A 14,429-nucleotide genomic window follows, 5' to 3' on the forward strand; every position below is an offset into this window, starting at 1 on the left:
ACATGACCGCCTCGACCAATGTCGGCACGAACCTCGACGTCACGCCGCAACCCGATCCGGGCGCGGCGCGCGCAGGCTTCGCGCTCGGCCTGCCGCCGCGCGCCGCGCTCTTGCCGAAGAAAGGCTGGCTCGCGTTGATCGCGCTCGTCATCGCGATGGTGATCTTCGTGCCCGTCAGCGCGCTCGTGCTGCCGGAAACGAGCACGTTCCATCTCTCGGCTTATGCGATGACGCTCGTCGGCAAGCTCATGTGCTACGCAATCGGCGCGCTCGCGCTCGACCTCGTATGGGGCTATTGCGGCATTCTGAGCTTGGGCCATGCGCTTTTCTTCGCGCTCGGCGGCTACGCGATGGGCATGTACCTGATGCGCTCGATCGGCCGCGAGGGGACGTATCAAAGCGATCTTCCCGACTTCATGGTGTTTCTCGACTGGCACAAGCTGCCGTGGTACTGGGAGGGCACGGAACATCTCTGGTATGCGCTGTTGCTCGTCGTCCTCGTGCCTGGCGTGCTTGCGTGGGTGTTCGGCTTCTTCACGTTCCGCTCGCGCGTCAAGGGCGTGTATCTGTCGATCATCACGCAGGCGATGACCTTCGCCGCGATGCTGCTTTTCTATCGCAACGAAACGGGCTTCGGCGGCAACAACGGCTTCACCGACTTCAAGCGCATCGCGGGCTTTCCAATCACGCATCCGGGCACGCGCACCGCCCTCTTTCTCATCACGTTCGCGGTGCTCGTGCTCGCGTTTCTCGCGGCGAGATGGATCGTCACGTCGAAGCTCGGGCGAGTCGTCACCGGCGTGCGCGACGGCGAAGCGCGCCTGATGTTCCTCGGCTATAGCCCGCTCGCGTACAAGCTCTTCATCTGGACGGTGTCGGCGGTGTTGTGCGGCATCGCGGGCGCGTTGTATGTGCCGCAGGTCGGCATCATCAATCCGAGCGAGATGTCGCCCGCGAACTCGATCGAAATGGCGATCTGGGTCGCGGTCGGCGGACGCGGCACGCTGATCGGACCGATCGTCGGCGCGTTCGCCGTCAACGGCGCGAAGAGCTTTTTCACCGCCTATTTCGCGGAGTATTGGCTGTTTTTCCTCGGCCTCATCTTCACGCTCGTGCCCTTGCTTCTGCCGAACGGCATCATGGGACTGATCGATCTCGCGCGCCGCAAGAAGGCGCATGGAGACGCTGCCGAATGACTGTACATAACGCATTGATCGTGGATTTGCCGCCGATTCCGGAGACGAGCCACAAGAACATCAACGTGTCGTCGGGTCTGGGGCATGTGCTCGCGCCCGGCGAGATCGATGTATCGCACGGCACGATCCTCTATCTCGAGGACGTCACCGTGAGCTTCGACGGCTTTCGCGCGCTGAACAAGCTGACGTTGTCGATCGATGTGGGCGAGTTGCGCTGCGTGATCGGCCCGAACGGCGCGGGCAAGACGACGATGATGGATGTCATCACCGGCAAGACACGTCCCGACGACGGCAAGGTTTTTCTCGGGCAGACGTTCGATCTCACGCGCATGTCGGAGCCGGTGATTGCGCGCACGGGCATCGGGCGCAAGTTTCAGAAGCCGACTGTGTTCGAGAATCATCCGGTGTGGGAGAACCTCGAACTCGCGATGAAGACGGACAAGCGCTGGTTCGCATCGTTGAGGGCGCGGCTGGATGGTGCCGCGCAGGCTCGCATCGAAGAGACGCTCGAGCTGATTCGCCTTCAGCATCAGGCGACGCGGCTTGCGGGCGAGTTGTCGCATGGGCAGAAGCAGCGGCTCGAAATCGGCATGTTGTTGATGCAGCAGCCTGCTCTCTTGCTGCTCGATGAGCCTGCGGCCGGCATGACCGATCATGAAACGATGGAACTCGCGGAGTTGCTCAACAAGCTGCGTGGGTCGTGTTCGATGATGGTCGTCGAGCATGATATGGAGTTTGTTGCTGCGCTTTCGGGAGATAGCGGGAAGGTTACTGTTATGGCTGAGGGGAGTGTTCTTGCCGAAGGCACGCTCGATGACGTCAAACGGGACGAGGCCGTTATTGAGTCTTATCTTGGGCGTTAGTGTTTTATGTCGGCGTGGGTCGTCGTGGAAGCCTGTTTTCTTAGTGGTCGATTAGCGTTGCCCCTGTGCGGGGCAGTGCTAATAGACCGACGCGATCACAGGACTCCACGCAAGCGTAAGCAAACAAGCGCAGACCAAGAGACAAAGCAAATGCTAGAAGTCGAAAACCTGAACCAATACTATGGCGGCAGCCACATCCTCCGCGATGTGAAACTCACCGTCCCCGATGGAAAACTCACCGTCCTGCTGGGCCGCAACGGCGTGGGCAAAACGACGCTCCTTCGCTGCCTGATGGGTGTCGTCCCGACAAAAAGCGGCACCATCGCCTGGCGCGGCAACAAGCTCTCCTCGATGCCCACCCACGCGCGCGTCGCAAACGGCCTCGCCTACGTGCCGCAAGGCCGCGACATCTTCGGCCGTCTCACCGTCGAAGAAAACCTGCTCGTCGGCGCAGCGAGCCGCAAAGCGCCATCGAAGATTCCCGATCACATCTACGCGCTGTTCCCCGTCCTCAAAGACATGAAGAACCGCCGAGGCGGCGATCTCTCCGGCGGTCAACAACAGCAACTCGCAATCGGCCGCGCGCTGATGAGCGAGCCGCAACTGCTCATCCTCGACGAGCCGACCGAAGGCATTCAGCCATCGATCATCCGCGATATCGGCCGAACGCTTCGGCAACTCGTCGACGAAATGGGCATGACCGTCCTGCTCGTCGAGCAGTATTACGACTTCGCGCGCGAACTCGCCGATCGATACTGGGTCATGAGCCGCGGCGAAATCGTCGCGGGCGGCGCGGGCTCGGAAATGGACGCGCATGGAGTGCGCGAGCTGATCGCCGTATGATCGAGGCTCCGCTCTAGAAAAACGCATCGCTCATGCACCACGAATCGCACGCAACACTCGCCGATCCGAACATCTGGCGCGGCTCGCTCGAACTCGGCTACGCGCGTCAGCACGGCCGCACCGTCTGCGTTCATCGCAAGCACGAAGGCCCATTGCGGCTGCAACGGCCGCTCTATCCCGAAGGCGATATCTGTCATTCGGTGATCGTGCACCCGCCCGGCGGCGTCGCGGGCGGCGATCGTCTTTCCATCGACGTTCGTCTGCACCAAGACACGCACGCCGTCATCACGACGCCCGGCGCGACCAAGTGGTACAAGGCCAACGGCAAGCTCGCGACGCAGCGCATCGATATCGATCTCGCCGCGCACGCGAAGCTCGACTGGCTGCCGCAAAACAACATCGTGTTCGAATCGTCGAACGTCGAACTCGAATTCAACCTGACACTCGATGAAGGCGCGAGCGCGATCGGCTGGGACGCGATGCTGCTCGGCCGCGCCGCCGCCGGCGAAAAGTGGACGCAAGGGCATATCAAGGCGACATCGCGTATCGCGCATCGCAATGGTTCGACGCTCTGGTTCGAACGCACGCTGCTCGATGCGCGCGATCCGCTGCGCGACTCCGCTCAAGGTCTCGCGGGCTTCCCCGCTTACGGCACGCTCTGGGCGATCGGCCCCGCATGCGACGATGCCCTCGCCGAGACCCTCGCCGCACATCTGCCCTTCGACGATGAGCTCCGCGCAGGCGCATCGTGCGTCGCGCCGGGCGTGCTGATCGTGCGCGCGATCAGCCGCTCCATGGAACCGCTGCAAAACGCACTCACCGATTGCTGGTCGCGTCTTCGTCCGCTCGTGCATGGCGTCGATGCGCGACCTCTGCGTTTGTGGACTACCTAGTACGCACCAACGAAGCGCACGCGTCTGCACATGGATTGTGCGCGACGATTTACGCGCAACCGGCAAACGCTGACAGCATAAGAAATAGGCATCGATGGCACGACTCTCGCTTTAAGCCTTCGCTCGAGAGCCGCGCATTCCAACGCGGCCGTTCAAGACCGAAGGATCATCGATGCTCACGACTTTTTCCCGCACGCGGCGCACCGCACTCGTCGCGCTGCTGCTTTCCCTCGCGCCTCTCGCCGCGCATGCCGACGCGCTCGACACCATCGCGAAGAACGGCACGCTGCGCGTCGCCGTGCCCGAAGACTATCCGCCCTTCGGCTCGGTCGGCGCCGACATGAAACCGCAAGGCTACGACGTCGACATGGCCGCGCTGCTCGCCAAGTCGATGAACGTGAAGCTCGAACTCGTGCCCGTCAACAGCGCGAACCGCATCCCGTATCTGACGACCAACAAGGTCGATCTCGTGATCTCGTCGCTCGGCAAGACGCCGGAACGCGAGAAGGTGCTCGACTTCTCGACGGCTTACGCGCCCTACTTTCAAGGCGTGTTCGGCCCCGCCGACATCAAGGTGACGAGCCCCGCCGATCTCACCGGCAAGACCGTCGGCGCCACGCGCGGCGCGCTCGAAGAGATCGCGCTCTCGCAGATGGCGCCCAACGCGACCATCAAGCGCTTCGAGGACAACAACGCGACCATCTCGGCCTTTCTCTCGGGACAGGTGCAACTGATCGCGGCGGGCAACATCGTCGCGGCGGCGATCCTGTCGAAGAATCCGCCGCGCCGGCCGGAAGCGAAGTTCATCATCAAGGATTCGCCGTGCTTCGTCGGCATGAACAAGAACGAGCCGCGCCTGATGTCGAAAGTGGACGACACCATCGCGCAGGCGAAGAAGGACGGCACGCTCAACACGATGTCGAAGAAGTGGTTCAACCAGCCGCTGCCCGCGACCCTTTGATCGGGAGCGCGGCATCGTATGGCCTATGAACTTCAATTCGCCGATCTCGCGCAGTACGCGGGCATGTTCGCGAGCGGCGCGGCGACCACGCTCGCGCTGACCGCAGTCTCGACGGCGCTCGGCGTGTCGGTCGGCGTGCTCCGCGCCGCCGCGCGCAACAGCCGGCATGCGTGGCTCGCGGCGATCGTCGGCGCCTATGTCGAAGCGGTCCGCAACACGCCGTTCATCGTGCAACTGTTCTTCGTATTCTTCGGCCTGCCCGCGCTCGGCATTCATCTCAGCGAATACGTCGCGGCCATTCTCGCGATGACGCTCAATCTCGGCGCGTACTCGATCGAGATCGTGCGCGCGGGCGTCGCCGCCGTGCCGAAGGGTCATCTCGAAGCGGCGGCATCGCTCGCAATGTCGCGTGGCGAGACGTTCCGTCATGTCGTGTTGCCGCAAGCGCTCGCCAAAGTGTTCCCCGCATTGACGAGCCAGATCGTCATTACGATGCTCGGCTCGGCGGTCGTCTCGCAGATATCGGTGCCCGATCTCACGTATGCCGCGAGCTATATCCAGTCGCGCAACTTCCGCGCGTTCGAGACGTGCTTCTTCATCACGGCCGCGTATCTCGTGATGGCGCTCGCTCTGCGCGCCGCATTGAACGCCATGGGCAAGCGCTTTCTGATGAACCACCGGAGCGCCGCGCGATGATCGAATTCACGCTCGCGCAGATCTTCGAGAACCTGCTGCTCGCGGCGCGCTGGACCGTCGTGCTGTCGATCGTGTCGTTCGTGTTGGGCGGCATCGTCGGCTTCGTGCTGCTCGTCATGCGCGTGTCGAAATCGCAAGTGCTGCGCATGCTCGTCAAAGGCTATATCCAGCTCTTTCAGGGCACGCCGCTTCTCATGCAGTTGTTCCTCGTGTTCTTCGGCCTGCCCTTGCTCGGCATCGACGTGTCGCCGTGGCTCGCGGCGAGCGTCGGTCTCACGCTCTTCACGAGCGCGTATCTCGCGGAGATCTGGCGCGGCGCGGTCGAAGCGGTGCCGAAGGGCCAGTGGGAAGCATCGTCGTCGCTCGCGATGAGTTACATGGAGCAGCTTCGTCACGTGATCCTGCCGCAAGCGACGCGCATCGCGGTCGGCCCGACGGTCGGCTTCGCGGTGCAGGCGGTGAAGGATACGGCGCTCGTATCGATCATCGGCTTCACGGAACTGACGAAGGCTGGCACGATGATTTCGAACGCAACTTTCCGGCCGTTTCTCGTGTATGGGCTCGTCGCCGTTATCTACTTCTTGCTTTGCTATCCGCTGACGCGCTATGCGCGCACGCTCGAAAGGAAATGGAATGCCGCTCGTTGAAACCCGCAATCTTCAGAAGCAGTTCGGCGCGAATCAGGTGCTGAAGGGCATCGACTTCGCCGTCGAGCGCGGACAAGTCGTGTCGATCATCGGGCGCAGCGGCTCGGGCAAGAGCACGTTGCTGCGCACGCTCAACGGTCTGGAGAGCATCGACGAAGGCTCGATCGAAATCGACGGCGAGCATATCGATGCGCGTCATGCCGACCTGCGCGCGCTGCGGCTGAAAGTCGGCATGGTGTTTCAGCAGTACAACCTCTTTCCGCATCTCACCGCGGGCGAAAACGTGATGCTCGCGCAGACCGTCGTCAGGAAGATCCACAGGGCGAAGGCGCGCGCGACGGCGCACACCGTGCTCGAACGCGTCGGTCTCGGCGACAAGTTCGATGCTTTTCCCGATCAGCTTTCGGGCGGTCAGCAGCAACGCGTCGCGATCGCGCGCGCACTTGCGATGAAGCCGACCGTGCTGCTCTGCGATGAGATCACATCGGCGCTCGATCCCGAACTCGTCGGCGAAGTGCTAGCGGTCGTCGAAGACCTCGCGCGCGACGGCATGACGCTCATCATGGTCACGCACGAAATGCGCTTCGCGCGCAAGGTGAGCGACAAGGTCGTGTTCATGCATCAGGGGCGCGTGTGGGAATCGGGCGCGCCGGACGCCATCTTCGAGCGGCCGTCGACCGTGGAGTTGCAGCGCTTCATCCAGTAAGCCGAAAGCCTACCGAAAGCCCCTTAAAAGCGCATGAGACGCGGCATTCCGGTGCTAGCATTGCAAAGCCCGAAACACTTTTCTCCATAGAAGAAGCCCATGAAACTCACGCCCAGAGAAAAGGACAAGCTGCTGATCTTCACAGCGGCCCTGCTCGCCGAGCGTCGCCGCGCGCGCGGCCTCAAGCTCAATCATCCGGAAGCGGTCGCGTTCATATCGGCGGCATTGATGGAAGCGGCGCGCGACGGCAAGACCGTCGCCGAAGTCATGCACTACGGCACCACGCTGCTCACGCGCGACGACGTGATGGAAGGCGTGCCCGAGATGATTCCCGACATCCAGATCGAAGCGACCTTCCCCGACGGCACCAAGCTCGTCACCGTTCATCATCCGATTCCCTGACACCATGATCCCCGGCGAATATTTCATCGACGATGGCGAGCACGAGCTCAATGCGGGCCGCGAGACGGTTACGGTCGTCGTCGCGAATCATGGCGACCGGCCGGTGCAGGTCGGCTCGCACTTCCACTTCTACGAAGTCAACGCGGCGCTCAAATTCGAGCGCGAGAAGGCGCGCGGCTTCCGATTGAACATCGCGGCGGGCACGGCAGTCCGCTTCGAACCCGGTCAGGAACGCACCGTCGAACTCGTCGCGCTGGCCGGCGATCGCCATGTGTACGGCTTCAACGCGCTCGTCATGGGCCCGCTCTAAAAAAGGACAGATATGACGCTACGCATCGGCCGCCGCGCTTATGCGGAAATGTTCGGCCCGACCACCGGCGACCGCGTGCGCCTCGCCGACACCGATCTCATCATCGAAGTGGAACGCGACTTCACGACCTACGGCGAAGAAGTGAAGTTCGGCGGCGGCAAGGTGATTCGCGACGGCATGGGCCAGTCGCAGCGCCCCGCCGCCGACGTCGTCGATACCGTCGTGACCAATGCGCTGATCCTCGATCACTGGGGCATCGTGAAGGCCGATATCGGCATCAAGGGTGGACGCATCTTCGCCATCGGCAAGGCGGGCAATCCGGACATTCAGCCGAACGTGAACATCGCGATCGGCGCGGCGACGGAAGTGATCGCGGGCGAAGGCATGATCGTGACGGCGGGCGGCGTCGATACGCACATTCACTTCATCAGCCCGCAACAGATCGACGAAGCGCTCGCGAGCGGCGTCACGACGATGCTCGGCGGCGGCACCGGCCCCGCGACCGGCACCAACGCGACAACCTGCACGCCGGGCCCGTGGCACATGGAGCGCATGCTGCAGGCCGCCGACGGCTGGCCCGTCAATCTCGGCTTTCTCGGCAAGGGGAACGCGAGCCTGCCGGAGCCGCTGATCGAGCAGGTGAAAGCGGGCGCGATCGGCCTGAAGCTGCACGAGGATTGGGGCACGACGCCCGCCGCGATCGACAATTGCTTGAGCGTCGCCGACGACACCGACACGCAAGTCGCCATCCACACCGACACGCTGAACGAAGCGGGCTTCGTCGAAACGACCATCGCCGCGTTCAAGGGCCGCACGATCCACACGTATCACACAGAAGGCGCGGGCGGCGGCCATGCGCCGGACATCATCAAGGTCGCGGGCGAATCGAACGTGCTGCCCTCTTCCACGAATCCGACGCGCCCCTACACCGTCAACACGCTCGATGAGCATCTCGACATGCTGATGGTGTGCCATCACCTCGATCCGTCGATCGCGGAAGACATCGCGTTCGCGGAATCGCGGATTCGTCGCGAGACCATCGCGGCCGAAGACATCCTTCACGATCTCGGCGCGCTGTCGATGCTTTCTTCGGATTCCCAAGCAATGGGCCGCGTCGGTGAAGTCATCATTCGCACATGGCAGACCGCGCACAAGATGAAGGTGCAGCGCGGCGCGTTGCCCGAAGACAGCACGCGTAACGATAATTTCCGCGCGAAGCGCTATGTCGCCAAGTACACGATCAATCCGGCAATCACGCACGGCATCGCGCATGAAGTCGGCTCGATCGAGCCGGGCAAGTGGGCCGACCTGGTGTTCTGGGAACCCGCGTTCTTCGGCGTGAAGCCCGCGATGATCGTCAAGGGCGGCATGATCGCGGTCGCGCAAATGGGCGACCCGAACGCGTCCATTCCGACGCCACAGCCGGTGCATTATCGCGAGATGTTCGCGACACGCGGCGGCGCACTCGGCAAGACGTCGCTGACATTCGTATCGCAGATGGCGATGGAGGCGCGCATCGCGGATCGTTATGGCTTGCAAAAGCAGATCGTCGCGGTCAGGAACTGCCGCAATGTGACGAAGGCCGACATGATTCACAATGCATGGCAGCCGTCCATCAGCGTCGATCCGCAGACCTATCAGGTGATCGCCAACGGACAATTGCTCACATGCGATCCCGCCACCGTTCTGCCGATGGCGCAGCGTTACTTCTTGTTCTGATATGCGTACCATCGACAAACGTCTGACCGCGAAGCTTGCCGACGTCCTCAAAAAACGCGCGCCCACGCTGACTCTTCCCTTCGATGCGCGCTGCAAGAGCCGCCTCGCCGCCACGCTCGACAACGGCGAGGAAGTCGCCCTCGTCATGCCGCGCGGCACCGTGCTTGCGGATGGCGACATGCTCGTCGCCGACGACGGCGGCTTCGTGCGCGTCGTCGCGGCGGCGGAGGACGTGCTCATCGTGCGCGCGCCGAGCGTGCGTCTCTTGACGCGTGCGGCCTATCACCTCGGCAACCGGCATACGCCGGTCGAAGTCGGCGCGGAGTATCTGAAGCTCGAAGCCGATCCTGTGCTCGAAGACATGCTGAAGCGCTTAGGCGTGCTCGTCGCGCACGAATCGCAGCCGTTCCAGCCCGAAACGGGCGCGTACGGCGGCGGACACAAGCACGGCCACGACGAGACGTTCAGCGAAGACTACGCGCTCGCGCAGAAGGTATTCGACGAGCATCACGGGCACGATCACGATCATTCGTCGTGCGGCCACGATCATAGTCACGATCATAGTCACGATCACGGTCATCATCACCACGGCCATGCGCATCGCTGAGCTCACCGCGCTGTTGCATCTCGCGTCGCCGGCATTGCCGATCGGCGCGTTCAGCTATTCGCAAGGGCTCGAAGCGGCGATCGAGCACGGCCTGATCCACGACGGCGACAGCGCGCGCGACTGGATCGCGAGCGGCCTTTCCAGCGTGCTCGCGCGCGGCGAATTGCCGATGCTCGCGCATCAGATCGAACACTGGCGTTCGCACGACGTAGCCGCGCTGAACGCCGCGAACGATGAATACATCGCGAGCCGCGAATCGGCGGAATTGAGACGCGAAACGGAGCAGATGGGCTGGTCGCTCGCGCAGTTGTGCGTGTCGCTCGAATGGGGCGACGAAGCACGCCGCGCGACGCTCGCCGCGATCAAGCCGATCGCGCAGCCGACCGCCTTCGCGTTCGCCGCGTTCGCGCACGATGCGGCACCCGACGCCGCGCTCGCGGCCTACGCATTCAGCTGGGTCGAGAATCAGGCGGCCGCCGCGCTCAAGGCCGTGCCGCTCGGCCAGCTCGCGGGACAGCGCATCATCGTCGCGTTGCGCGAGCCGATCGATGCCGCAGTGCGCCGCGCGCTCGATACAGCGCCTCAACACATCAACACCTTCGCGCCGCAGCTCGGCGTTTTGTCCGCGCGGCACGAATCGCAATATTCGCGGCTTTTCCGCTCCTGAACCGACACTCCATGAACGCTCCCGCTTACTCTTCCGCCGCTCGCCGAACCAAGAAACTGCCGCCGTTGCGTGTCGGTGTCGGCGGGCCGGTCGGCTCCGGCAAGACCACGCTGCTCGAAATGCTCTGCAAGGCGATGCGCGAGAAATACGAGCTCGTCGCCATCACCAACGATATCTACACGAAGGAAGATCAGCGCCTGCTGACCGTCGCGGGCGCGCTGCCGGCCGAGCGCATCATGGGCGTCGAGACGGGCGGCTGCCCGCATACGGCAATCCGCGAAGATGCGTCGATCAATCTCGAAGCCGTCGATCGCATGGTGTCGAAGTTTCCGGATGCGGATATCGTGTTCATCGAATCGGGCGGCGATAACCTCGCGGCGACTTTCAGCCCCGAACTCTCCGATCTGACTATCTACGTGATCGATGTCGCGGGCGGCGAGAAGATTCCGCGCAAAGGCGGGCCTGGCATCACGAAGTCGGATCTGCTCGTCATCAACAAGACCGATCTAGCGCCTCACGTCGGCGCGAATCTCGACATCATGGCGAGCGACGCGAAGAAGATGCGCGGCGAGCGGCCCTTCGTGATGTGCAATCTGAAGGCGCTCGATGGGCTCGACGAAGTCATCCGCTTCATCGAGAAGAAGGGTTTGCTGCTGGCTTGACGCGGAAAATCGCGTGACGACAGCGCGTTACGGCAGCGCGATCGAATTCGATATCGAGACCGCGTTCTCGCCGACCTGCACGAAGTCCCGCTTCATCGCGACTTGCCATTGCAGGAAGTTGCGGCTGTTCGATTCGCCGGGAAGCATCCAGTCGTGCAGCTCGATGATGATGACCGGAAACATGTTCAGCGCATCGCAATGGCGCGAGAACAGGTCGGCCTCCGCGCCTTCGATATCGATCTTCAGGATGAACGGCGTCGTGCCGGACGGCATCACGTCTTCGAGCGTGAGCGCATCGACGGCATAGCCTTTCTCGGTGGGCTGCTCCGCGGTGCGAAACGCCCACTCGCCGCCGCCCGGATCGTTCAGATAAAGCGTGCCGCGCTTGGCCGCGATCGCGGCGTTGAGCGGTTTGATCGACGGAAACGCCTGTGCATTCTTGTTGAGCAGCGCGAAATTCGATATGTCCGGCTCGATGGCGACGATCTTCGCTTTCGGATAAGTGAGCGCGTGCCACACTGCGGCGGCGCCGATATTGGCGCCCGCATCGACGATCAGCGGATTTTCGCAAGCCTCATAGAACGCGGCGATTTCCTTCGCGCGCATGAGATGATCCGTCGCGTATTCGCGAAGAAAGAAGATCTGCCGACAAACCGAGCGATCCGCCGGACAAGGCCGGTATTCGAAGCGCCGATTGCCGGGAAGAATCAGGCCATGCGCGCCGTAACGGACGGTGCCCCATGCGTCGGTCGGTCCTGGGGATGGCCGCAGCAGGCGCAACAGTCTTGGCGGCAACATGTCCTTGACGACGGACTTGATGAGATCTTGCATGCGCGTCCTCGAAGAAAGTTGGAAGCACGTTCGCAGGCACCCGGCCGCTTGTTATGCGTTCGAAAGGATCGGCTCGAGGAAGTTCATTATCCTCCGAACTTACTTCGCAAGATTCATCTGAGGAAAAGCGCAGTTGGCGGCAGGAAACAGCGAGATCGCGTCGGATCACTTCGCCGCTTCGCTGTCCTCTTCAAGCAGCGCGCTCAGCACGCTCACGGTACGCTCCGTCGCGCCGCGATGCCGCGCCGCGAACGCCGAAGCCGCCGCGCTCATCGCGAGACGCCGCGCCTTGTCGCCGAAGATCTCGCGCAGACCGCGCGCGAGTTCCTGCGGATCCTGCACGCGCAACGCCGCGCCCGCCGCGATCGCATCGTTGGTCGCCTGCGTGAAGTTGAACGTGTGCGGGCCGATCAGCACCGGCACACCTGCCGCGCACGCTTCGATCAGATTCTGCCCGCCGAGCGGCAACAGACTTCCGCCGATGAACGCCAGATCCGCGGCCGCATAATACGCGCCGAGCTCGCCCATCGAATCGCCGAGCAAGACCTGCACGCTCGCCGGCAACGGCTCGGGCACGTCCGCGCCCGAGCCCGCCGCGACGGGCTTCGGCGCCCACACCGACCGGCGCGCGCTCGTCAGCCCGAGACTCGCGATCAGCGCGGACACTTCGTCGAAACGCTGCGGATGACGCGGCACGAGAATCAGCAACGCATCGGGCACGTTGAGGGCCGAGAATGCGCGCAGCACGAGCGTTTCCTCGCCCTCGCGCGTGCTCGCCGCGACCCACACGGGCCGCTCGCCGATCGCCGCGCGCCACGCGTGACCGCGCGCGATCAGTTCGGGCGGCGCGGTCATGTCGAACTTCAGATTGCCGAGCACGGCGACATTGCGCGCGCCGAGCGCGGTGAGCCGCTCGGCATCGGACGGCGTCTGCGCGAGCACACGCGAAAAGCCGCCGAACACCTCGCGCACGGCGCGCCCGAACTTCGCCGCGCGCCGGTACGAACGTTCCGACATGCGCGCGTTCGTCAAGACGAGCGGCACGTCGGCGCGTTTGCATTCGTCGATGAGCGTCGGCCAGACTTCCGTTTCCATCACGATGCCGAGCGACGGCCGCCACGCGCGCAGAAAGCGCCGCACGAGAATGGGCAGATCGTAGGGAAGATAGCTGCGCAACACGCGGTCGCCGAAAAGCTCGACGCCGGTCGCGCGGCCGCTCGGCGTCATGTGCGTGAGCAGCACGCGCGCTTCGGGATGCGCTTTCATCAGCGCGTCGATGAGCGGCTGCGCCGCGCGCGTCTCGCCCACGGACACCGCGTGCACCCAGATGAGCGGCGCGAGATCGTCGGCGCGGCGCGGCGCGATGTGGCCGAAACGCTCGCCGATATGCTCGCGATAACCGCGCTCCTTTCGCGAACGGATGTAGAGCCGCAGCACCGCGAGCGGCGCGACGATCCACCAGAGCGCGCGATAGACGAGCCGGAGCACGGAAGCCGATGCGCCCGGCGTAGCGGCGGACGAGGCGGCGCCGCTCAAACGAGCGCCCGGCCCTTCAGGCGTTCGAGAATGCCGAGCGGCGCGTGATCGGGGCGCGCCATCGCCTTGACGGGCAGGAAGAAGGTCTGCTCCATCATGAACTGGCCGGACATCACCGCATGCGAGGTGTGATCGGAGAAGCAGACCCACACCGAGCCGGGCGGAAACGGCATCGTCTCCTGCGGCGAATTTTTCTGATAGTCGAGATCGGCTTTCATCGCATCATGCAGATGCAGCATGAGATGGTCGTACTCGCTGCGCGGCGACTTCGTGATGTGCAGCAGATTCATCAGCCACGCCGAGCCGGGCGCCTGCGCCTTGATGCCGGGCAGGAAACGCTTCGCCATGTCCTCGAACGGCTCGCCGACGCGCCACACGCGCGGCGCGCCTTTCGGATTGATGTTCGTGAACACGCGCAAGATGCGCTCGCCGTGCGTTGGCCGCGACGGGAAGGCATCGACGTGAAGACGGGCATCGTCCTTTCGCCAGGATGTTTCGCGCGTCTCGACCTGACGCAGCCTGAGGCTCGTGGGCGCGACGCGCAGCTTTCCGTCGTATTCGAGAAAGAGCCCGTCGACGAGCGAACGCGCATGATCCTGATAGCGCTTGATGAGCGAGCGCACCGCCGACTGCATCACGCTGTCGCCGAGCACGCCGTTCAACGCGCCGCCGTTGGGCGCGAGGCTGATGTTCTTGCGCTTCGGATCCGCGATGCCCGGATCGAGCAGCGAAAGCTCGCCGCCTTCGATCGGAAAGCGCAGGTTGGGGAAATACAGCACTTTGCCGTTTTCGACGCCGGCGAGCAGCGTCTCGCGCGGCACGGACAGGTTCTTGCCTTGCCAATCGCCCGAGGCGACTTCGATGATTTGAGATTCCGTCATGTGTCTACG

17 protein-coding genes are annotated in these 14,429 nt (G+C 63.5%); 14 read left to right on the forward strand and 3 right to left on the reverse strand.

The features are described from left to right. Positions 1-2 precede the first annotated feature (2 nt). The 14 genes from urtC (at position 3) to ureG (ending at position 11,172) form a co-directional block, all read left to right on the forward strand. Positions 3-1,196, forward strand: a complete 1,194-nt coding sequence (gene urtC, locus NCT05_RS12300; protein ID WP_250435012.1) for an urea ABC transporter permease subunit UrtC — start codon at positions 3-5, stop codon at positions 1,194-1,196. After that, on the forward strand, positions 1,193-2,059 hold the full coding sequence (gene urtD / locus NCT05_RS12305) for an urea ABC transporter ATP-binding protein UrtD (protein ID WP_250502340.1): 867 nt from the start codon (positions 1,193-1,195) through the stop codon (positions 2,057-2,059). Before urtC ends, urtD begins: the two co-directional genes overlap by 4 nt. Positions 2,060-2,209: 150 nt before the next feature. After that, entirely contained in the window at positions 2,210-2,902 is a 693-nt protein-coding gene (urtE, locus tag NCT05_RS12310; RefSeq protein WP_008342470.1) for an urea ABC transporter ATP-binding subunit UrtE, read from the forward strand. A 32-nt stretch (positions 2,903-2,934) separates the two neighbouring features. Next, on the forward strand, positions 2,935-3,795 hold the full coding sequence (locus tag NCT05_RS12315; RefSeq protein WP_250435013.1) for an urease accessory protein UreD: 861 nt from the start codon (positions 2,935-2,937) through the stop codon (positions 3,793-3,795). Positions 3,796-3,967: 172 nt separating this feature from the next. Continuing rightward, positions 3,968-4,756, forward strand: coding sequence for a transporter substrate-binding domain-containing protein (locus tag NCT05_RS12320; protein ID WP_008342474.1), 789 nt, complete (start codon positions 3,968-3,970; stop codon positions 4,754-4,756). A gap of 18 nt (positions 4,757-4,774) precedes the next feature. After that, positions 4,775-5,452, forward strand: coding sequence for an amino acid ABC transporter permease (locus NCT05_RS12325; protein ID WP_250502341.1), 678 nt, complete (start codon positions 4,775-4,777; stop codon positions 5,450-5,452). After that, entirely contained in the window at positions 5,449-6,099 is a 651-nt protein-coding gene (locus tag NCT05_RS12330) for an amino acid ABC transporter permease (RefSeq protein WP_008342479.1), read from the forward strand. Before NCT05_RS12325 ends, NCT05_RS12330 begins: the two co-directional genes overlap by 4 nt. Then, positions 6,086-6,805 (forward strand): amino acid ABC transporter ATP-binding protein, encoded by a 720-nt coding sequence (locus NCT05_RS12335; protein WP_008342480.1) that lies wholly within the window; start codon positions 6,086-6,088, stop codon positions 6,803-6,805. Before NCT05_RS12330 ends, NCT05_RS12335 begins: the two co-directional genes overlap by 14 nt. 99 nt (positions 6,806-6,904) lie before the next feature. Then, complete coding sequence (locus tag NCT05_RS12340; protein ID WP_008342482.1) at positions 6,905-7,207, forward strand: urease subunit gamma; 303 nt, start codon at positions 6,905-6,907, stop codon at positions 7,205-7,207. 4 nt (positions 7,208-7,211) lie between these two features. Continuing rightward, positions 7,212-7,517 carry an urease subunit beta gene (locus NCT05_RS12345; RefSeq protein WP_008342484.1) on the forward strand — a complete coding sequence of 102 codons (306 nt, stop codon included), beginning with the start codon at positions 7,212-7,214 and terminating at the stop codon, positions 7,515-7,517. Positions 7,518-7,529: 12 nt separating this feature from the next. Beyond that, on the forward strand, positions 7,530-9,236 hold the full coding sequence (gene ureC / locus NCT05_RS12350; RefSeq protein WP_250502342.1) for an urease subunit alpha: 1,707 nt from the start codon (positions 7,530-7,532) through the stop codon (positions 9,234-9,236). Between the two features lies 1 nt (position 9,237). Beyond that, positions 9,238-9,843, forward strand: a complete 606-nt coding sequence (ureE, locus tag NCT05_RS12355) for an urease accessory protein UreE (RefSeq protein WP_034472758.1) — start codon at positions 9,238-9,240, stop codon at positions 9,841-9,843. After that, on the forward strand, positions 9,830-10,510 hold the full coding sequence (locus NCT05_RS12360; RefSeq protein WP_250502343.1) for an urease accessory protein UreF: 681 nt from the start codon (positions 9,830-9,832) through the stop codon (positions 10,508-10,510). The genes ureE and NCT05_RS12360 overlap by 14 nt, the downstream gene beginning before the upstream one ends. 11 nt (positions 10,511-10,521) lie before the next feature. Continuing rightward, positions 10,522-11,172 (forward strand): urease accessory protein UreG, encoded by a 651-nt coding sequence (gene ureG / locus NCT05_RS12365; protein ID WP_250502344.1) that lies wholly within the window; start codon positions 10,522-10,524, stop codon positions 11,170-11,172. A 27-nt stretch (positions 11,173-11,199) separates the two neighbouring features. Here ureG and NCT05_RS12370 read toward each other — a convergent pair whose 3' ends face one another. The 3 genes from NCT05_RS12370 to kdoO all read right to left on the reverse strand — a co-directional run bounded on the left by NCT05_RS12370 (position 11,200) and on the right by kdoO (position 14,420). Then, positions 11,200-12,003 (reverse strand): FkbM family methyltransferase, encoded by an 804-nt coding sequence (locus NCT05_RS12370; RefSeq protein ID WP_034472761.1) that lies wholly within the window; start codon positions 12,001-12,003, stop codon positions 11,200-11,202. 165 nt (positions 12,004-12,168) lie between these two features. Beyond that, positions 12,169-13,491 (reverse strand): lipid IV(A) 3-deoxy-D-manno-octulosonic acid transferase, encoded by a 1,323-nt coding sequence (waaA, locus tag NCT05_RS12375; RefSeq protein ID WP_250457503.1) that lies wholly within the window; start codon positions 13,489-13,491, stop codon positions 12,169-12,171. 44 nt (positions 13,492-13,535) lie between these two features. Further along, positions 13,536-14,420 (reverse strand): Kdo hydroxylase KdoO, encoded by an 885-nt coding sequence (gene kdoO, locus NCT05_RS12380; RefSeq protein ID WP_034472762.1) that lies wholly within the window; start codon positions 14,418-14,420, stop codon positions 13,536-13,538. Positions 14,421-14,429 lie beyond the last annotated feature (9 nt).

The organism is Caballeronia sp. AZ7_KS35 (genome assembly GCF_023631045.1).
In the GTDB taxonomy this organism is placed as follows: domain Bacteria; phylum Pseudomonadota; class Gammaproteobacteria; order Burkholderiales; family Burkholderiaceae; genus Caballeronia; species Caballeronia zhejiangensis.